General features: G+C 55.5%; 15 protein-coding genes. 12 read left to right on the top strand and 3 right to left on the bottom strand.

What is annotated here, in order from left to right:
* The 12 genes from V6575_RS14390 (at nucleotide 1) to V6575_RS14335 (ending at nucleotide 12,487) form a co-directional block, all read left to right on the top strand.
* Nucleotides 1-804 (top strand): IclR family transcriptional regulator, encoded by an 804-nt coding sequence (locus V6575_RS14390; protein ID WP_340275279.1) that lies wholly within the window; start codon nucleotides 1-3, stop codon nucleotides 802-804.
* 78 nt (nucleotides 805-882) lie between these two features.
* A complete protein-coding gene (locus tag V6575_RS14385) occupies nucleotides 883-2,997 on the top strand; it encodes a 3-hydroxyacyl-CoA dehydrogenase NAD-binding domain-containing protein (protein WP_340275277.1) in 2,115 nt (704 codons plus the stop codon).
* Entirely contained in the window at nucleotides 2,994-4,169 is a 1,176-nt protein-coding gene (locus V6575_RS14380) for an acetyl-CoA C-acyltransferase (RefSeq protein WP_340275276.1), read from the top strand. Before V6575_RS14385 ends, V6575_RS14380 begins: the two co-directional genes overlap by 4 nt.
* Nucleotides 4,170-4,181: 12 nt before the next feature.
* The gene (locus tag V6575_RS14375) at nucleotides 4,182-5,378 is read left to right on the top strand and encodes an acyl-CoA dehydrogenase family protein (RefSeq protein ID WP_340275274.1); all 1,197 of its coding nucleotides are present in this window, start codon (nucleotides 4,182-4,184) and stop codon (nucleotides 5,376-5,378) included.
* A 10-nt stretch (nucleotides 5,379-5,388) separates the two neighbouring features.
* Entirely contained in the window at nucleotides 5,389-6,522 is a 1,134-nt protein-coding gene (locus V6575_RS14370; protein WP_340275272.1) for an acyl-CoA dehydrogenase family protein, read from the top strand.
* 18 nt (nucleotides 6,523-6,540) lie between these two features.
* The gene (locus tag V6575_RS14365) at nucleotides 6,541-7,023 is read left to right on the top strand and encodes a PaaI family thioesterase (RefSeq protein ID WP_340275271.1); all 483 of its coding nucleotides are present in this window, start codon (nucleotides 6,541-6,543) and stop codon (nucleotides 7,021-7,023) included.
* The gene (locus tag V6575_RS14360; protein ID WP_340275270.1) at nucleotides 7,020-7,847 is read left to right on the top strand and encodes an oxepin-CoA hydrolase, alternative type; all 828 of its coding nucleotides are present in this window, start codon (nucleotides 7,020-7,022) and stop codon (nucleotides 7,845-7,847) included. The genes V6575_RS14365 and V6575_RS14360 overlap by 4 nt, the downstream gene beginning before the upstream one ends.
* Nucleotides 7,844-8,875: an NAD(P)H-dependent flavin oxidoreductase gene (locus V6575_RS14355; RefSeq protein WP_340275268.1), complete on the top strand. Its 1,032-nt coding sequence runs from the start codon at nucleotides 7,844-7,846 to the stop codon at nucleotides 8,873-8,875. Before V6575_RS14360 ends, V6575_RS14355 begins: the two co-directional genes overlap by 4 nt.
* Nucleotides 8,872-10,386: a class I adenylate-forming enzyme family protein gene (locus V6575_RS14350; protein WP_340275266.1), complete on the top strand. Its 1,515-nt coding sequence runs from the start codon at nucleotides 8,872-8,874 to the stop codon at nucleotides 10,384-10,386. Before V6575_RS14355 ends, V6575_RS14350 begins: the two co-directional genes overlap by 4 nt.
* A 139-nt stretch (nucleotides 10,387-10,525) precedes the next feature.
* Nucleotides 10,526-11,347, top strand: coding sequence for a bifunctional allantoicase/(S)-ureidoglycine aminohydrolase (locus V6575_RS14345; protein WP_340275264.1), 822 nt, complete (start codon nucleotides 10,526-10,528; stop codon nucleotides 11,345-11,347).
* Nucleotides 11,348-11,354: 7 nt separating this feature from the next.
* Complete coding sequence (locus tag V6575_RS14340; RefSeq protein ID WP_340275262.1) at nucleotides 11,355-11,849, top strand: ureidoglycolate lyase; 495 nt, start codon at nucleotides 11,355-11,357, stop codon at nucleotides 11,847-11,849.
* A 68-nt stretch (nucleotides 11,850-11,917) separates the two neighbouring features.
* On the top strand, nucleotides 11,918-12,487 hold the full coding sequence (locus V6575_RS14335; RefSeq protein WP_340275260.1) for a hypothetical protein: 570 nt from the start codon (nucleotides 11,918-11,920) through the stop codon (nucleotides 12,485-12,487).
* Nucleotides 12,488-12,601: 114 nt separating this feature from the next.
* On the opposite strand, the gene V6575_RS14330 is transcribed toward V6575_RS14335, so the two are convergent.
* From V6575_RS14330 to V6575_RS14320, 3 genes are all read right to left on the bottom strand, one after another.
* Nucleotides 12,602-15,691 carry an efflux RND transporter permease subunit gene (locus tag V6575_RS14330; RefSeq protein WP_340275258.1) on the bottom strand — a complete coding sequence of 1,030 codons (3,090 nt, stop codon included), beginning with the start codon at nucleotides 15,689-15,691 and terminating at the stop codon, nucleotides 12,602-12,604.
* A gap of 33 nt (nucleotides 15,692-15,724) precedes the next feature.
* The gene (locus V6575_RS14325) at nucleotides 15,725-16,822 is read right to left on the bottom strand and encodes an efflux RND transporter periplasmic adaptor subunit (RefSeq protein WP_340275256.1); all 1,098 of its coding nucleotides are present in this window, start codon (nucleotides 16,820-16,822) and stop codon (nucleotides 15,725-15,727) included.
* A 633-nt stretch (nucleotides 16,823-17,455) separates the two neighbouring features.
* On the bottom strand, nucleotides 17,456-19,072 hold the full coding sequence (locus V6575_RS14320; protein ID WP_340275255.1) for an EAL domain-containing protein: 1,617 nt from the start codon (nucleotides 19,070-19,072) through the stop codon (nucleotides 17,456-17,458).
* Between the last annotated feature and the right edge of the window lie 57 nt (nucleotides 19,073-19,129).

Genomic DNA, 19,129 nt, shown 5'->3' with positions numbered 1-19,129 from the left:
ATGAGCGACATTGAAAACGATCGCCGTTTCGCAACCACCCTTGCACGCGGTTTGAGCGTTCTGCGTGCCTTTCGAGAATCCGATGACGGTCTGGGCAATGCGGACATTGCCGAGCGGACAGGCCTGCCCAAATCGACAGTTTCGAGGTTGACCTTCACACTGCAGTCATTGGGATATCTCAATCACGCAAGGCGTCACGACCGATACCGCCCCGGACCGGCCTTGCTGGCGCTTGGCAACATTGCCAGTGCCGCCATTTCCTTTGTCGACCTGTCCGCGCCTCTGATGCAACGGCTCGCCGATGATACGGGAACGCTCGCTCTTTTGGCCGTGCGGGACCACCGCAAGGCGATGCTGGTCAAGACGTGGAGACCAAGTGGCGTATCCTCCCTTTGGCTCGACGTCGGGCATCGCCTGCCCTTTGACGGATCATCCTCCGGACAGGCCTTGCTGGCTGCGCTGTCGGAAGACGCTTTTGCCGGATTGATGGATGATTGCCGGGAGCACGGACTTGACGAGCAACGCGCACGCGATATTCGTAGCAGCGCTCAAGACCAGATCATTACCCAAGGGTTTGTGATCGCAGATCCTGCCCATTATTTTTCGCCGAATGTCCACGCCGTATCGGTGCCGTTCCACCCAAGGGACCTCAGTGAACCTGTAATCTTCTCCTGCGGTGCCCTGCCAACCGACCTTACAATGGAGCGGATGCAGAGCGAGGTTGGGCCAAAGCTTCACGCTGCTGTCCGAGAGCTGGAGCGCCTGATGGGCCAAAGCCCAATCCGAAACCCATCTGATGCTTGACCTCCAGATAACACCTGCTGACTTGCGTCCACCATTGCCCCCAAAGGGCCATTTGAAACAAATTTTGGAGACCATGACATGTCCGCATTAGTGACTTATCAGCTTCGGGGAAGCATTGCGGTCGTGACCATCGACAATCCGCCGGTCAATGCGATCAGTCAGAAGGTCCGCGCCGAGCTGGACGCAGCCGTCACGCGGCTTTCCGAAGACACCAATGCCGTTGCAGCCGTCATCACCGGCGCTGGCAAAGTGTTCATTGGCGGGGCGGACATCTCGGAATTCGGCAAGCCCCCACAGGCTCCGTTCCTGACCGAAGTGCTCACCCGGCTTGAAGATTGCCCGAAGCCTATTGTCGCTGCAATCAATGGTGCAGCGCTTGGCGGCGGACTTGAAGTTGCGCTGGCAACGCATGGGCGGGTTGCCGTCTCCAGCGTGTCACTCGGTCTTCCCGAAGTCACACTGGGCGTGTTGCCAGGAGCTGGTGGAACACAACGTCTGCCAAGGCTCATCGGGACAGACGCAGCTCTCGACATCATCACGACAGGCAAGCCGGTCAAAGGCGATACAGCCCTTGCACTTGGTCTGATGGATGAGGTTTCCGAACAGCCTGACTTGCTCGACGCAGCTCTTCGTCTTGCCGAGAAGATCGCGCAAGCAGGCGCGCCGCAGGCAACAGGCCTCAGAGCCCTTCCCGCCCAGCCTGCGAACGGTTTTGACAGCATCCGCAGCAAGGTCAAGGCCAGTGCTCCGGGCCAAGTGAGCGCACTGAAGGCCATTGATGCGGTCGAAGCCGCCACCAAGCTGGGGCGCACTGAAGGGTTGGCCGAAGAACGGCGTTTGTTTTTGGAACTGATGGAAACGCCGCAAAGAGCTGCTCTCATTCACGCGTTCTTCTCCGAACGCAAAGCCGCGCACCAACCTGATGTTGCAGGCCTGATGCCAGAACCGTTCACGGAAATTGGCGTTGTTGGCGGCGGCACCATGGGCGCAGGGATTGCCACAGCAGCCCTCTCCGCAGGGCTAACAGTGACCCTGATTGAACGGGATCAGGCCGCTGCAGACAAGGCCTTTGAAACAATCTCCGGTAATCTGGCAGGTGCTGTGAAACGCGGCAAGCTGTCGGAAGAAGCGCGGCAAAGCATTTTGGCAGAAAAGCTGACGACCAGCACCAGCTATGACGCTCTATCGACTTCTGACATTCTGATTGAGGCCGTGTTTGAGAGCATGGACGTCAAAAAGCAGGTCTTTGCTCAGCTGGATGCGGTCGCAAAACCGGGCGCGACACTTGCGACTAACACATCCTACTTGGACATCAACGAGATCGCCGCCTCGACAACGCGCCCGCAGGGCGTGATCGGCCTGCATTTCTTCTCGCCAGCCCATGTAATGAGGCTGCTGGAAGTCGTTGTCGCCGAGAAGACAAGTCCGGCGCATACGGCGCGCGCCTTTGCCTTGGCAAAACGTCTCGGTAAAATCGGCGTCAGGGCCGGTGTTTGCGATGGTTTCATCGGCAATCGCATATTGAGCCATTACAAGACCGCCACAGATCACATGGTGATGGATGGCGCCTCGCCTTACGACATCGATGCCGCAGTCACCGCCCTTGGCTTCGCCATGGGGCCTTTCCAGGTGTCAGACTTGGCCGGAATCGACATTGGTCATGCTGCCCGCCAACGTCGCAAGCCATTCCGCCACGCCCTTGAACGCTCTGCAGACTATGCGGACAGGCTGTTCGAAAACGGTTGGCTTGGTCGGAAAACCGGACGCGGTTTCTATATCTACGACACAAACAGTCAGAAGGGCCGGATCAATCCGGATGTCCTGCCGCTGATTGAAGCCGAACGGAAAGCTGCTGGTATCAAGCCGCGCCATTTCTCGATGGAAGAGATCCAGCGCCGTTACATGGCAGCCATGATCAACGAGGCAGCGCGGGTTCTGACAGACGGCATTGCACAACGTCCATCAGACATCGATGTGGTGTTTCTGTCCGGCTATGGCTTTCCACGCTGGCGCGGTGGTCCGATGCATTTCGCAGACAGTCAGGGCCTGGCTAAAGTTCTCGACGATATTCGTTCGTTCGCAAGCGATGACGCCCATTTCTGGTCCGTGGCCCCGCTGCTTGAAGAGCTTGTGGCCAATGGGCAGACGTTTAACGACCTCAACAAAGCCAGCACCAAGGACACAAATTCATGAGCCGCGCTGTCATTGTCTCCGTTGCCCGGACTCCCGTTGGCAAAGCCCAACGAGGCGCGTTCAACCAGACCCATGGCGCTGTCATGAGCGGCCATGCAGCCCGACAAGCCGTTGAAAGATCCGGTATTGAGCCTAACCTGATCGAGGACAGCATCTGGGGCACTGGCTACCCGGAATATGTCACTGGCGGCAATATTGCCCGTCAGGCTGTCATCCGGGCAGGCCTTCCCGTCAGCATCGCTGGTACGACCGTCAACCGGTTCTGCGCCTCCGGTCTGCAGGCTATTGCCATGGGTGGTCACTTGATTTCCGCTGAAGGAGCGACTGCTGTTCTGGCAGGCGGCGTGGAGAGCATTTCCATGAACCAGCCCCCTGTCCGCTCGGCGCGTGAACCCTGGATTGATGAGCACAAGCCGGACCTTTACATGTCCATGATCGAGACCGCAGATATTGTCGCCGCACGCTATGGCATCAGCCGGGACGCACAGGATGAACTGGCCCTGCAAAGCCAACAGCGAACAGCCGCCGCCCAAGCAGCGGGCCGGTTCGACGCCGAAATCACCCCGATTGATGTGACAACGGCGGTCAAGGACAAGGCGACCGGCGAGATCATTCAAGTCGCCCGGCATTTTGACAAGGACGAATGCAACCGGCCGACGACAACGCTGGATGGTTTGAGCAGCCTGTCTCCGGTGCGCGGCGAAGGCCAATTCATCACCGCAGGCAATGCCTCCCAGCTCAGCGATGGCGCGGCTGCGCTTGTCATGATGAGCGAACGGGAAGCTGAAAAGCGCGGATTGGAGCCGCTCGGTGCGTTCCGTGGCTTTGCTGTTGCCGGGTGTGAACCGGATGAGATGGGCATCGGCCCGATCCACGCTGTACCACGCCTGCTGGAACGGCAAGGTCTCGGCGTCAAGGACATTGATCTTTGGGAGCTGAACGAAGCCTTCGCAAGTCAGGCGCTCTATTGCCGAGATCACCTAGGCATTGATCCGGAGCTTTGCAACGTTAACGGTGGGGCCATTTCGCTCGGCCATCCGTTCGGCATGACCGGTGTACGCATGACCGGGCATTTGTTGATCGAGGGGCGCCGCATAGGCGCGAAGCTGGGTGTTGTCACCATGTGTATCGGCGGCGGCCAGGGCGCTGCCGGTCTGTTTGAAATATTCTGAAGGGAACACGCTATGGATCTCACCTATACGGCGGAACAAAGTGCGTTTCGCGATGATGTGCGCGCATTCTTCAAGGCCAATTTACCTGCCAAACTGGCCGACAAGGTCCGGCTTGGAAAGTCGATCACAAAAGCTGACCATGAGGCGTGGCATGCCATCCTGAACTCGAAAGGCTGGCTGGCAGGAAACTGGCCAACCCGCTTTGGCGGCACAGGCTGGACCTCGGTTCAGCGGCACATTTTCGAAGAGGAAATGACCCACGCACATGCACCGCGTATTGTGCCCTTCGGTTTGGCCATGCTCGGCCCTGTGCTTCAGCAGTTTGGCTCGAAGGAGCAGCAGGATCACTACCTGCCGCGTATCCTGAATGGCGATGATTGGTGGTGCCAGGGATACTCTGAGCCCGGTGCCGGGTCAGATCTTGCCTCGGTCAAAACCTCTGCGGTACGCGACGGCTATGAGTATGTGGTCAATGGCCAGAAAACCTGGACCACACTTGGCCAATACGCCAACATGATCTTCTGCCTTGTGCGCACATCGACAACCGGCAAGCCGCAGGAAGGCATATCCTTTCTGCTGGTCGACATGAACACGCCGGGCATAACCCTTCGGCCCATCGTGTTGATTGATGGCTCGCCTGAGGTGAATGAAGTCTTTTTCGACAACGTCCGCGTTCCGATCGCCAATCTGGTGGGTGAAGAGAACAAAGGCTGGACCTATGCAAAATATCTACTCACCCACGAGCGGACCAACATCGCCGGTGTCGGCTTTGCCTCTGCTGGCCTTGAAAACCTGAAGCGCATCGCACGGCTTGAACGCGACGGCGACCGGCCTTTGATCGAGAACCCTCATTTCGCGGCGCGCATTGCGACGGTTTCCATCGATCTGATGGCGATGGCCACGACCAATCTGCGCGTTGTGGCAAAGGCTGCGGCTGGCGAGGCACCCGGTGCTGAAAGCTCCATGCTCAAGGTCAAGGGCACCCAGGTTCGCCAGGAAATCAATGCTCTGACACGGATCGCAGTTGGTCCTTATGCCATGCCGTTCGTCTCGGAAGCGCTTGAAGAGGGCTGGAACGAAGCCCCCATCGGGCCGGATTATGCCATGGCGGCCACCGCCTCGTATTTCAACAATCGCAAGCTGTCGATCTACGGCGGATCCAATGAGATCCAACGCACGATCATCAGCAAGGCAATCCTGGGTCTTTGAGGGCACGCACATGAATTTCGAACTCACAGACGAACGCCGGATGCTCGCCGATGCGTTGGGTCGGTTCCTGAAGGATAAGGCCACACCGGACGTGCGCCAAAAAGCGGAAGCCGAGGGTCTCGGCTTCTCTCCAGACGTCTGGACCGGACTGACGGAAATTGGCGTCCTGCACGCCCTGTTCAACGAAGACCGAGGCGGCTTCGGCGGCAAGGGCTTTGACCTGGCCGTGGTTTTTGAAGCGCTTGGCCGGGCTGGGGCTGTTGAGCCGGTTCTGGACACGGGCCTTCTGGCTGGCGGTTTGCTCGACCTTCTGGGCGGCGAAGCTTCACAGGCCCTGATTGATCAGGTGATGAACGGCGAAACACAGCTCGCTCTGGCGCATGGTGAACCGACCAGTCGCTATCACCTTGCCCGCGTCGAGACGAGAGCCATGCTGAACGGCGATGACTACGTGCTGAATGGCCGGAAGGCCGTGGTCGTGAATGGATCTGCTGCAAACACTATGCTGGTCAGCGCCCGGACATCTGGCGAGAGCAGCGCGAATGATGGTCTGTCGGTCTTTCTGGTCGACCCGCAGGCTGTTGGCGTAGAGATCAGAGATTATCCACTGGCCGGTGGCGGCCGTGCTGCGGAGCTGGTGCTGGCCAATGTCAAACTGCCGACGACGGCGCTCCTGGGCAGCGAAGGTCAGGCCTATGAAGCCATTGCCACGGTTCATGCCCGCGCTGTTCTGGCGCAATGTTCCGAGGCTGTCGGCTTGATGGACGCGATCTGCGCGCTGACCACCGATTACCTCAAAACCCGCCAGCAATTCGGCAAGCCCATTGGCAAATTCCAAGCCTTGCAACACCGGATGGCAGACATGCTGATCGAGATCGAACAGGCACGCTCTGCGGTGATCAATCTCGCCGGTCATCTGGAGGCAGATACGCAGACACGCGACATCCACGTAGCCGCCACCAAGAACCTGATCTCACGGACAGCCAAGCTGATTGCCGAGGAAAGCATCCAACTTCACGGCGGCATCGGTATGACCATGGAATATGAACTCGGGCATCTGGCAAAACGTTTGACTATGGTGGATCACCGCTTTGGTGACGGTATCCATCACCTTCAACGGTTCATCGATTTGGCCGTCATCTAAATTCAGGAGCGAAATACCATGACCAGCGATGCACCACAGAAAGACGAACCGGGGATCATCCGTAATGAAACCGGCACGCAACGTCTGGTCGGCTATGTTCTTGATGTTGGTCAGGGTGATGGCTCTGCCCGTTGCCATCTGGACATCAATGAGACGCACACAAACCGCCATGGTGTGATGCATGGCGGAATTGCCTCGACCCTGCTCGACAATGCCATGGGCGCGACGGGCAGCTTGAGCCTCGATGACACCGGTCAGCAGCCGTTCCTGACGATTTCAATGACGACCCAATTCCTGGCCCCGGCCAAATCAGGCACCAGGGTGACCGCCATTGGCCGCGTCGTCGGTGGAGGTCGGTCTCTTTTGTTCATAGACGGAACTCTGAAAGCAGAGGACGGCACATTGATCGCAACGGCCAATGGCGTTTTCAAAAGAGTTCCACCCCACAAATTGACAAGCTCCAATCCTGCCTCTGTCTTAGGCGCGGAGACAGGCAAATGACAGTTTCAGACAGTCCCGCTCAGCTTGCCCGCGTTGAAGACCATGGCGATCACCTCCTGATCATCAATGCCAACACAAAACGGCGCAATGCACTGAGCCCGGCGTTTTACGATGCCATTATCAGTGCCGTGACGCGCGCCAATGCGGCCCCTCAAATTGCCGCGCTTATTATCTGGGGCGAAGGCGGTTTCTTCTGCTCTGGCGGCGACCTCACGATGCTGGCCGCACGACGTGAACTTTCCCTGTCAGAACGTGCAAGCCGGATCGAACACCTGCACACTGTCATTCGAGCCATTCGATCTTGCCGTGTTCCGATCATTGCCGCGGTTGATGGCGGCGCTGCAGGCGCTGGATTGTCCATCGCGCTCGCCTGCGATCTGATTGTTGCAGCGGAAGACGCCAAATTCACGGCCTCTTATGTCAAGGCAGGCCTGGTGCCCGATGGCGGCTTGACTCACACGTTGACACGGGCCCTTCCCCACGCGGTCGCAATGCAAATGCTGCTCTTGGGCGACAGCCTGACAGCTGAGCGATTTTTCAAAGTCGGCCTGATTTCGGAACTTACACCGGCGGGTGAAAGCCTCGCTACTGCCTTGAAGACGACAAAGCGCCTTTGTGAGGGTGCAGGACAGGCACAAGTCACGATCAAGGCTCTGGTCTCCAAGACCGATAACGCGGCGCTGTTCCAGCAATTGGATCTTGAGCGCGACGCCATGGCGAAGGCACTTGGCGCGCCGGAAGCAGGCGAAGGCATATCGGCATTTTTGGAAAAGCGCACGCCGGATTTTCAATCAGTGCGGGCTACCCTGAAGGTTGATCAATGACCTCTTCAGCGACTGCCCCGCTGTTTGACACTGCAGTCACGCGCAATTTTGGCACCCGCTTACCGATTGTTGCCGGTGGATTGATGTGGCTCTCCAATGCTCATTATGTCTCCGCAGGTGCGCGAGCAGGCGTAATGTCGTTTCTGACGGCTGCCAGCTTTCCAGATCGAGACGATCTCCGCCGTGAAATCAGCCGCACCCGCGAGCTCAGTGGCGAAAAGCCGTTCGGCGTCAATGTCTCCATGCTGCCCAAGCTCGTACCAGGAGACAAGGTCGTCGATACTTTCCGGCTGATTGCTGATGAAGGTGTTCGCTTTGTTGAAACCTCTGGCCGCAACCCTGCCCACTATCTGGACGAGTTGAAAAAGGCCGGCATCATCGTTCTGCATAAGGTTCCCGGTGTTCGTTATGCAGCAAGCGCGGAGGCTGCAGGTGTTGATATGGTGTCCATCGTCGGCGCGGAATGCGGCGGTCATCCAAGCCTGGACATGATCGGCAGTCTCGTCAATCAGGGGCTCGCCTCCCAGCGGCTCAAGATCCCTTATCTGATTGGCGGTGGCGTTGGTACAGGCGGCCAGATCGCAGGATGTCTGGCCTCCGGGGCAGATGGGGTCATCATCGGGACGCGCTTCCTTGTCTCAAAGGAAATCAACGCCCATGACGACTATAAACAAGCACTAGCGACTGCGCGGGAAACAGACACTGACCTGACCTTGACCAGTGTGCACAACACAGTGCGCAGTCTGAGCAATGAGACAACACGGCTGGTCGCGGATCTGGAAGCCAAAGATCCCGACATCGGCATTGAGGCCCTGCTGCCGCATGTATCCGGCAAAATCGGCCGCAAAGCCTATGAAACCGGAGATGTCAGACAAGGCCTCCTGTCTGCTGGCCAGTCGCTTGGACTTACCCACAAAATTCAACCCTTGGCAGACATTGTCGGCCAACTGGAATTTGAAACCCGCACGGCCCTGCAACGTCTTGCCCGGCTGTCAAACCAGTTGCCGGAAGAAGGAACCAGAGCATGAGCGAACCGGTCACAGCCATACACCAGTTGGTCGAACGCAATGCACAGCAGTTCGGGTCTTCGCTAGCCCTGATCGATCATGATGGGCGCGAATTCACCTGGCAGTCATTCTCAGATTGCGTGGATGAGGCGGAGGCCGCGCTGGCCAAGGGCGGTTTGACGACAGGAGACCGGCTGATGATTGTTGCGGAGAACGCTGCTTCGGTAGCAGCGTTCCTGTTTGCAGCCAGTCGGCTCGGGGCCATCACAGTACCGGTCAATGCCCGCATGAGCGCACGCGAGCTGGAACGGATCACCGCCCACGCAAATCCCCGCATCATTATGTATACGACCGGCGTCTCAAAGGATGCCGCAGGACATGCTGCAGAGCAAACAACGCAAGAACTGGACGAAGCGTTCGGACGGGTTGAACTAAACGTCACCGGGATCAATGATCCAGAACCAACACCTCAAGGCACCACACCGCTGGCCGTTCTACTCTACACGACGGGCACCACTGGCGCGCCCAAGGGCGTCATGCTGACCCAGAAAAACCTCTTGTTCGCAGGAGAAACATCGGCCAGCTACAGAGGCATGACCAAGGACGACGTTGTCTATGGCGCCTTGCCCCTGACACATGTCTTCGGCCTTGCTTCCATGCTCATCGCTTCAGCCAGTATTGGTGCAGCCGTCCAGTTAGAGGCACGGTTCAAGCCGGACCGGCTTCTGGCTGCACTTCAGGACAAGGTGACGATCCTCCCGGCCGTTCCGCAAATGCACGCCCTCCTAATGAAATTGACCGAGGACATGGGCCTCACCCGGCTTTCAGACACGCAGCTGCGCTATGTTTCGTCTGGTGCAGCGCCGCTCGATCCGGCATGGAAACGCAAGGCAGAGGCATTCTATCAATTGCCGCTTCAAAACGGTTATGGCATGACAGAATCAACCGCAGGCATTTGTGGCACGCGCAACCCGATCGGATCCCCGGATATCAGCGTTGGCCCTCCCTTGCCCGGTGTTGAGATCGACCTGGACGAGGCTATTGGCAGCGAAAACGGCGTTGGGGAAATCCTGACCAAAGGCCCACACGTCATGCTTGGGTATTTCCGGAATCCTGATGAGACAGCAAAGGCTCTGCCGTCAGACGGTTACCTACGGACCGGAGATCTTGGCAAGATAGACGAGGACGGCAGGCTGCATGTGGTCGGGCGTGCCAAGGAGTTGATCATACGATCCGGCTTCAACGTCTACCCGCCGGAGGTGGAAGCAGCGCTGAACGATCATCCAGATGTCATCCAGTCTGCAGTCATCGGGCGTCGCACCTCAGATGGCAACGAGGACATTTTAGCTTTCGTCCAGTGCGCCGTACCAGCAAAGCTTGATATTGTCGGCCTTGAGGCCTTTGCAGCTGAACGACTGACCGCTTACAAACGCCCGTCCCGCATCGTCCCGACTGAGCAACTGCCGGCAGCCAGCACCGGCAAGATCCTAAAACACAAATTGCTTGAGGTGTTCAGCAACGAGCTTGGCTAGCACGCTGCAGTGGGCAAAAAAGCTTGGACGGCACCAGTGCTTCTCCCTAATATCGCCTTCATCCAATAGAGTTTTCCAATGGCTGTGACGAGCCGCCCGGAAATCTCCCAATTCAGCCAGGAACGACAAGGACTTGGAGATGAGCCAGAGCTCTTACTACGCGCCGACGGGCGGGCATCCTCCGCAAACTCAGCTGCTGACGGACCGTGCCATGTTCACAGAAGCCTATGCGGTCATCCCGAAGGGCACATTGCGCGACATCACAGCCAGTTACTTACCGTTTTGGGACAAGACACGGCTTTGGGTCATCGCCCGACCTCTGTCCGGTTTCGCTGAAACCTTCTCGCAGTACATCATGGAAGTTCAGCCGGGTGGCGGCAGCGACAGGCCTGAATCTGATCCAGAAGCTGAAGCCGGACTTTTTGTGGTCAGCGGTCATCTCAGCCTGACGATTGCCGGTGAGACCTTCCAGATGGAAGAAGGCGGCTATGCCTATCTTCCGCCGATGGCCGACTGGCAGGTAAAGAATGAAAGCGATGCGCCGGTGAGCTTTCACTGGATCCGCAAAGCCTATGAGCCCGTCGATGGACTGGAAATGCCTGATGCCTTCGTCACCAACGAGAAAGACATTGCGCCGACCGTCATGGCCGAGACAGATGGCAAATGGGCGACAACCCGTTTCGTTGATCCAGCGGACATGCGCCACGACATGCATGTCACCGTCGTGACCTTTGAACCGGGTGCAGTGATCCCTTTTCTTGAGACCCATGTGATGGAACACGGGCTGTATGTTCTGGAAGGCAAGGCTGTTTACCGGCTCAATCAGGATTGGGTTGAAGTGGAAGCTGGCGATTATATGTGGCTACGCGCGTTTTGCCCGCAGGCTTGCTATGCAGGTGGCCCCGGCAAATTTCGCTATCTTCTTTACAAAGACGTCAACCGTCACATGAAGCTGCCGTGAACCGGACATGAGTGACATAATCCACATCAAGCCTTTGACCAAAGAGGCCTTTGCGCCCTTTGGAGAGGTTCTGGACACAGATGGAACTCCGGACAAACTGATCAATCAGGGCCTGTGCGGACGGTATCACGACCTGGCAAACCTTGATTTTTCCGGGGCGGATGCTCGTGTCGGCATCAGCCTGTTCAAGTCGCAGAAGCGGACCCTGCCCTACAGCCTGGAAATGGTTGAACGGCATCCCTTGGGCAGTCAGGCGTTTTTGCCAATGAGCCAGGACCCGTTCCTCGTCATTGTCTGCCCGGATGAGAATGGCAAGCCGGGGCATCCCATGGCTTTTCTCACCTCCCCCGGACAGGGCATCAACTTTCACCGGGGCACCTGGCACGGCGTTTTGACGCCCTTGTCAGAGCCTGGACAGTTTGCGGTGATTGACCGGATCGGGGACGGGGATAATCTGGAAGAAGTCTGGTTCGATACGCCTTATGTCATTGCCAAAGCCTGACGTAGGTAGTTCACTGTTTTTTCAAAGGGCAAGTAAAAACCCTTGATGGTAGTTAGAGATCTGATTTCATGGCCGCTACTCCGTCCATCCGCTCTACCCTTTTCGCTGCTACATGCCTCGGGGCCATATTCGTTTCGACAGGCTTAATGTCCTTCGCCCATGCTCAGGATGACTCTTATGAAGTTTCAGCATTACCGACTGAAATAGCTGCCATTGGGACTGGGGAGCTGGACTGCGACCTGGATGATGCCATACCCTCCTTTGGTTTCCAGGCTCTCGAACTTGAAGATGGCGGAACGCTTTTTAACGTTCCTTGCCAGACCGCAGATGTAAACATTGAAGCCTATATAGCCAAGCTAGAGCCAGACGGTGGTGTCACGGTCTTCTCGTTCGCAACTGAGCCAGGCGACAACGCAGAGGCCTATAAAACAGCAATCAACCCGGAAGTTCTCAAGAACGGTCTCATCGTGCGCAGCAACTCCTTCTATGGGCCGGACGCCAATTGCGGTGTGCTAGACACTCATGAGCTGAGCGAAGACGGAACCGCCTATGACTTGGTAGAAAGGCGTGAGAAAACTGACTGCTCGGGCGATTACATCCCTCCTGTAACCTATCCTGTAATCTGGTCCGCCAACTGAATTCCCAGCTGTTTCGGACTTCAGATCTTATTTCCAGGATTCGAGCAAGAGATTGAAGACTTAAAAAAAGGCGGCCAAATTGACCGCCTTTTTTCTACATGCCGGCTCGGTGGGTCAAGCCGTCACGATCTTTGTATCATCTTCCGCTGATTTGGTTTTCTTCGGGGGGCGAATACGGAAAAACAGCGCGTAAAGTACAGGTGTTGCGATCAGGGTCAGGAAGGTCGCGAACGCCAGACCACCCATAATCGACACTGCCATGCCACGGAAGAATGCATCAGATAGAAGCGGAGCCATGCCCAGGATGGTTGTGATTGCAGCCAACATAACAGGCCGCATACGCGACACGCTCGCATCCACAATCGCCTTGTATTTTTCCTGACCTTCACCGATCAACAAGTCGATCTCCTCGAGAAGCACGATCGCATTCTTGATCAACATACCTGTCAGCGACAACACACCAAGAAGCGACATGAAGCCAAATGGCGTATCAGTGCCCAGAAGCGCAAGCGCCACTCCGTTGATCGACATCGGTACCATCAACCAAATTATCAGCGGTTGACGGACCGATCCAAACAACAAAATCGAAATGATCAACATAATCAGAAATCCAAGCGGAAGCTGGCCTCCCAAGGATTTTTGCGCCTTGCTGGTGCTTTCAAATTCTCCTCCCCACTCCAGACTGTAACCTGCAGGCAACTGCATGGCTTCAATCTGTGGCCGGATACGCGCCAGAGCAGAAGCTGCAGTTTCGCCTCCTGTCGTGTCTCCTTGGACAGTCAGGGTTCGGACGCGGTTCAGCCGGTGGATCAAAGTGTCCTGGGGCTCCATCTCGAATTTGGAAGCGATCTGTTGTACCGGAACGTAGAGGTTCTGACTGCTGCTCCTGACCAACGTATCGTTGATCGTCTCGGTTACAGAGACGCCTTCCTTACGTTCTTTTCTCGCAATGATCGGGATGCTTTCATCCCCATCACGATAGCTTCCAACGCGGATGCCATCGGTTGCAAACTGCAATGCGGCCGAGAGATCCTGGCGCGTAATACCGGCAATTCGGGCCCTGTCCTCGTCGAATTTAGGACGCACAACCAACTCACGCTGCCGCCAGTCTGTACGAATATCGCCGAGTTTATTGTCAGGGATCGCGAACAACGCCTGCGCTTCATCGCCCAGTGCCTTGAGAACATCAGCATCGGGACCGGAAAAACGTGCTTCTATTTTGGCACCGGAACCTGGGCCAAACACAATCCTCTGCGTCATGATCTGAGCATCTGGAAAATCGGTGCTGAACCGATCCCGCAGCTCAACGGCGAGCATATTGATATCGTCCCGGTTTTTCGTCCTTATGATCATCTGCGCATAAGCAGGATTGGCCGATTCCGGATTATACGTCAGCATGAACCTAGATGCGCCCTGACCGATGTAACTCGTAACGCTATCGACCCTTTGATCGTCAAGGACAACTGCCTCCATTGCCTTCAGATCGCGCTCTGTAGACCGAATATCGTTTCCCTGAGGAGCCCAATAATTCACGTAGAAAATAGGAGTGTTGCTGTCTGGAAAAAACGCCTGTTTTACGTTGCCAAAACTGATGAAGCAGGCAACCGTGACGCCAACAAGCACCACAACAGTCAAGAGCCTTGCATGCAAAGTTCCGATCAGAAACGTTCGGTAGACCCTATAGAGAATGCCCTTGTAGGGATCATGCGCTTCGCCACCCAATGTGGTTCTGAAAAAATACTTGCCGAAAAGCGGTGTCACCGTGATGGCAAATATCCATGACAGCAACAGTGAAATCCCGATCACCGCGAACAGCGAGAACAAGAACTCTCCTGTCGCATCCGGCGACAAGCCAATTCCGGAAAAGGCCATAATCCCAATAACAGTCGCCCCTAGAAGAGGCCACATGGTCTGTCTGACAACCTTGCTGGCCGCCGGGATCGCCGTTTGACCGCGCTGCATGTTGATCATCATGCCTTCGGCCACAACGATGGCATTGTCGACCAACATCCCCATGGCAATGATCAGGGCCCCAAGGGAAATTCGTTCCATCTCAATCGAAAAAATACGCATGAACAATACGGTCGCCATCACCGTCAGCAGCAACACGGTTCCGACGACAAGACTGGCACGCCACCCCATGAAGAGGCAAAGCACACCAATCACAATTGCAACGGACATGGCCAGATTGACGATAAATCCATTGACTGATTTTTCGACGAGAACATTCTGCTCGTAGATCGGATGGATTTCCATGCCGAGCGGCAGGTTGTCCTGAATTTCTGCGAGTTTCTCTTTTACCAACGCACCAACATCAACAATGTTGGTCCCTGCAATCTGTGACACCCCAAGGGTCACAGCTTCCTGGCCCTCATGCCGAATGATCTGGGTCGGCTGCTCAGGTTCACCAAGCGTCAGCGTGGCGACATCAGATAAGCGGATCATCGCTGTCGACCCCGGGTTGCCGACCACCAGATCTCTGATCCTTCCATATTCGTCAAAGGCCGAGGCAGTCATCAAGCGGACCCGCTTATCGCCCGCCAAACTGGACCCATTGGTCTGAATTGCATTCTCAGCAGCAAGAACATTGGCGACGTCGGCGATGGATACACCAAGGCCCGCGATTTTATCATCATCAATATCGAGGAAAATATTGTCCTCGGGTTCACCGGCAACTTCGACTTTGGCAACCCCATCGACAGTCAGAAGTTCGCGCCGGACCTTTTTAACAACCTGCCGGATTTCACGGCGCGAGTAACCATCTGCAGTAAAGGCATAATAAAGGCCGAATACATCGCCAAAGCTGTCATAAACCAGAGGCGTCTGAACACCATCTGGCAGATTGCGCGTTTCATCATTCACCTTGCGGCGAAGTTCGTCCCAGACCTGCGGAAGTTCTGCCCCGTCATAGGTGTTCTTGATCTCAACCTTGACGCGCGACAACCCAGGCTGTGAGACCGAGGTCAACTTGTCGAGTTGCGGCATTTGCTGGATCGCAGTTTCCAGTTTTTCCGTTACTTCGGTTTCAACCTCGGAAGCAGTTGCACCAGGGTATGCAGTTATGACTTGTGCCGTTTTGATGGTAAAGGACGGGTCTTCCAGCCGACCGACTGTGCTCAGGCCCCAAAGACCTCCCAACAGTGCCAGCAGCACAATCATCCATGTGTTGACCGGCTTTTCAATTGAGTATCGCGCAATATCCACGAGTGTGTATCCGTAATGGCTGACGTTGAAGGGTTAGCGAAGCGGCCGAACGATTTGGCCTTCACTCAAATAGGCGACACCAGCGGAGATAATCTGGTCCCCCTTTGAGATACCCTGCGTCACAGGCAGGTAGTCACCGGTCACGACACCGACCTGGACAGGTGTCTTCGTGACGGCTCCAGAGGCATCATCAAATCGCCAGACATATGCATTGCGGCTGCCATCAACAGCGACGGCGCCGACCGGCACCAGAAAACTGTTCTCAAGGTCAAAACCTTCCGGCTTCACCTGGACAACCACCGCAGCTGTCATCCCCGGATAAATCCGGACTTCCGGATCGCGGGGCATCGCCAAAGTGACGCGATAGGTCTGGGTGACTGGATCCACCTCAGTGGAATGCTCCCGATAGGTTACAGGAAACATCTTGCCCGGTAAGGATGGGAACTCAACATTCAAAGACGCAATGAGATCTTCCGACACCTTGGCAAACATGGATTCGGGAACATTGATGTCAATCTGAACCTCAGACACATCTTGCACACGCACCACGGCTGTGCCAACATTCACAGTTGTGAAACTATCGATGAGCCTGCGCGTTACAATGCCATCAAAAGGCGCATGTATCTGGGTGTATTCGAGATTCTGCTCTGCTGCGGCCAAAGCTTCGATGGCTAGGTCATAAGCGTTCTTCTGATCGTCGTAGCTCTTTTCGGAGATAACTGATCGGGCACGAAGCGTTTCCAGTCGCCCGAGATCCAGTTTTGCCTGTTGCAACTGCAACTTGGCTTCCCGCACTGCCCGTTCGTAATCTGTCGGGTCAAGCTTTGCCACAAGCTCACCCTTTGATATTTCCTGACTTTCTCGTACTGGCATTTCAATCAATTTACCGGCAACCTGAAAGGACAAATCAACGGTCTGTACGGCTTCAACACGCCCGGTAAAGCGGCGAGATAAAAGCCCGACTTGGTCCGAGACAGTGAAGATTTTCGCCGGGCGCGGTTTGGCGCTCAAGGCAGCTTCGGCAACGGCAACCGGATCGGGAATATCTTCCTGACACGCGCCAACGAGCGCAGCCAGAAGAAACACAGGAAGGAGACGCAGACGCGCGCCGTTGTTTTTAAATTTCGTCATCGTTTCGTCTTTCCGTCCTCATGCCTTGTCATAACAAATCCCTGCGCAACTGATTTCCGAGCTCAGCGAACCTCGCATGATCGTCTTCTGCTGCGCGCAGCCCATGCCATGGGCTTTGGTACATTTCATTCCGCCAAGGGTTGGGCAAACCGCCCCCTTAGATAATCGCAAGTTTCAATCAGGCTATACGTTGCCACGCACGCCCCATCGGACTGAGAGAAGGAGGTCCATGCCCGGCACATAAGTAGACTGCAAGTACAAAGCAGAACAGCGAGCAACCCACGCTTAATACAATGCATTCATCGTCTGGCTTCCCACGACGCATCGAACTTCCAAAACGCAGGCATCTCCGAAGATCCCCAGCCAAAAGTAAACTTACTAGTGCGGGTAACTGGTTCAGCTAAAGCAGACAAGCCTAAAATTGTATCTGGCCCAAAACCCACCTCAAAAAAGTAAAGGCAATTCCAATTTTATCGATAATATTCAATTGTTTATAAGAAACAGAAAAAGGTAAACTTTTAAGTTCACAAGCGGTTGGGAGATTGTTGCACCGTAGCAGGGTCAATCATTTTCGCTCATACAGTTCGACCGACTTCAGGTCGGTTAAAGCAAATCATTTCATGGGTGAGAACGCTAAGCGACAGCTTCCTCGACGTCTTCTTCACCATCAAGACTGCTGGAAAATTTGAAGCCCTCCGCGCCAATACGTTCTGCAAATTCAATAAATTGGTCAACAGGTAGTGGTCTTGCGAAAAAATAGCCCTGAGCAGCAGTCACGCCCAATTCCCGAAGGCGCTCAACCTGTTCTTCATGCTCAACCCCCTCGGCAATGATCCCCATGCCAAGATTGTCGGCCAACTCAACCATTGAATCGACAATCGTGGTCGAACTGGCATCATCTCCAATCGCGTCGATGAACATCTTGTCGATCTTGATGATGTCGACACCAAGTTTTTGCAGATAGGCCATCCCGCCATGGCCTGTCCCCACATCATCCAGGGCGACACGCACGCCAAGTGCCTGCATTTCGGCCATAATCTTGCGCGCTAGTTCCATATCCTCTAGCGGGTATCGCTCTGTGACCTCGACAACGATTTGCTGGAAGGAAATATTGGAGTTCTCATAAATCGAAGTGATGTCTGTCACCACCTCGCGATTGCGGAAATGTCCTGCAAAGAGGTTGATAGAAAGCTTCATGTCCGGGTTATCGAGATACAGCTGGCCAACTTCATCGCAGGTCTGCACCATCAGCTGGCGTGTCATTTCAAAAATATGACCGTTGCGCTCGGCATATTCCATAAATTGTCCAGGCGGTACGATCTCGCCGTTGGGACGACGCCACCGCATCAACACTTCGCAGCCGCGCATGCTACCAGTTTCAATATCCATAACCGGCTGATAATATGGGATAAACTCACCGTTCCTGATCGCCGCGATGAATTCATCATTGGCTTCGCTTTCCGGCCTCCAAGAGAACCAGACACCAATTGCGACAAACAGCAGCGCGAACGCGGCGCAGGCGGTCGCGGCAATCACCTTCAGCTCCTGAACCATATGAATGGCGGCTGACTTGGGAGCTACAATCGTCGCCTCAAGAGGGTAGCTGTCCGATTGCATTTTGACCACGATTGCATGGTCAGGATTTGAGCTCTCGGAATTGTAGCCGCCGGTGGCAAACCACAGAATGTCACCGCCAAGACGCAGCTCGGCACGTCGATAAGCTCGCAAATATTCTGGACCTGGATCAGACGCAATCGCCGCGGGTGTCACCTCGGCAAACAACCGATAGCCATTGCGAAGGTCCCAACTGACCACAGCGGCCCTTGCTCCGAGGAAAGACCGATCCAACATGCCGATGCCAACCAGAGGTCCATCCTGCTTGAGGATCGGCAGAATCGATTTCCCGCTCAGCCTCATGTCTGGAACAACGCACATTTGCTTGCCATCACGGTCAACAAGCCCAACCGCCTCAACGTAGCCTTCACCGGAAACAACGGTTTGAAACAGTTCTCGATCAATCGCATCGCAGGTCTGGATATCATCCCGATCAAGTCTTTGAAGAGCTGAAACTGTATCGCTGATGGCATTGTCGGCGCGCTGAATATACCGTTCTGCCATGGCAACCATTTCGGTCTCAGCCCGACGTTCAGCATATTGATTCAGAACCATATTAGCCACGAACAAGGGTGCAGTCGCCAGCAAGACGGCGATTACGACTGTTCGAAGAAATATGATGTAACGTTTGGACAACGCTTGGCCTTTATGGTGAGCAGACTGCTAATAATCTTGCGCCAGATGCGTAAACAA

Source organism: Roseibium algae (assembly GCF_037783265.1).
GTDB lineage: Bacteria > Pseudomonadota > Alphaproteobacteria > Rhizobiales > Stappiaceae > Roseibium > Roseibium algae.
The sequence above is the reverse complement of the archived record's forward strand: the minus strand, read 5'-3'. Positions and strand labels throughout refer to the sequence as shown.

Excerpts from the sequence above, each read along its gene's own strand:
- V6575_RS14390 (WP_340275279.1), top strand. The coding sequence starts at position 1 with ATGAGCGACATTGAAAACGATCGCCGTTTCGCAACCACCCTTGCACGC.
- V6575_RS14385 (WP_340275277.1), top strand. The coding sequence starts at position 883 with ATGTCCGCATTAGTGACTTATCAGCTTCGGGGAAGCATTGCGGTCGTG.
- V6575_RS14380 (WP_340275276.1), top strand. The coding sequence starts at position 2,994 with ATGAGCCGCGCTGTCATTGTCTCCGTTGCCCGGACTCCCGTTGGCAAA.
- V6575_RS14375 (WP_340275274.1), top strand. The coding sequence starts at position 4,182 with ATGGATCTCACCTATACGGCGGAACAAAGTGCGTTTCGCGATGATGTG.
- V6575_RS14370 (WP_340275272.1), top strand. The coding sequence starts at position 5,389 with ATGAATTTCGAACTCACAGACGAACGCCGGATGCTCGCCGATGCGTTG.
- V6575_RS14365 (WP_340275271.1), top strand. The coding sequence starts at position 6,541 with ATGACCAGCGATGCACCACAGAAAGACGAACCGGGGATCATCCGTAAT.
- V6575_RS14360 (WP_340275270.1), top strand. The coding sequence starts at position 7,020 with ATGACAGTTTCAGACAGTCCCGCTCAGCTTGCCCGCGTTGAAGACCAT.
- V6575_RS14355 (WP_340275268.1), top strand. The coding sequence starts at position 7,844 with ATGACCTCTTCAGCGACTGCCCCGCTGTTTGACACTGCAGTCACGCGC.
- V6575_RS14350 (WP_340275266.1), top strand. The coding sequence starts at position 8,872 with ATGAGCGAACCGGTCACAGCCATACACCAGTTGGTCGAACGCAATGCA.
- V6575_RS14345 (WP_340275264.1), top strand. The coding sequence starts at position 10,526 with ATGAGCCAGAGCTCTTACTACGCGCCGACGGGCGGGCATCCTCCGCAA.
- V6575_RS14340 (WP_340275262.1), top strand. The coding sequence starts at position 11,355 with ATGAGTGACATAATCCACATCAAGCCTTTGACCAAAGAGGCCTTTGCG.
- V6575_RS14335 (WP_340275260.1), top strand. The coding sequence starts at position 11,918 with ATGGCCGCTACTCCGTCCATCCGCTCTACCCTTTTCGCTGCTACATGC.
- V6575_RS14325 (WP_340275256.1), bottom strand. The coding sequence starts at position 16,822 with ATGACGAAATTTAAAAACAACGGCGCGCGTCTGCGTCTCCTTCCTGTG.